This is a genomic window from Vibrio sp. OPT41 (assembly GCF_015163595.1).
Lineage (GTDB): Bacteria > Pseudomonadota > Gammaproteobacteria > Enterobacterales > Vibrionaceae > Vibrio > Vibrio alginolyticus.
On sequence record NZ_JADDYH010000049.1, the window covers coordinates 1 to 342 of the forward strand.

1 pseudogene is annotated in these 342 nt (G+C 38.0%); it reads left to right on the forward strand.

Annotated elements, in window-relative coordinates:
* A pseudogene (locus IQP38_RS18390) lies at nt 1-342 on the forward strand (hypothetical protein); the annotation flags it as partial.

Sequence of the window (342 nt, forward strand, 5' to 3'; positions counted from 1 at the left end):
GCAAAATATCAAGAATATTTACTCTCAAGCAGATAAGGTTCTAGCGGTTGCTATTGAATCATTGAAAGACAAAGAGCAATCAAGTGTTGACCGTGTAAATGAGGTCAATGAACAGGATGCGCGATTTCGTAAGCAGGCTTCTAAAATAAAGGCCGATTTCGAGGAACTTATTGCATCTTGTGCTGACCGTAAGAAAAAAGATCTTTCTGATATGAAGACCTTCTATCAGTACAATTCATCTGCGGAAGGTTTGGAAACGCTTATTACCGAAACTTATGATGACAAGAAAGAAGCTCAAACAGAAATTGGCAATTATTTCAGCCAACTGATCACCTCTAAACT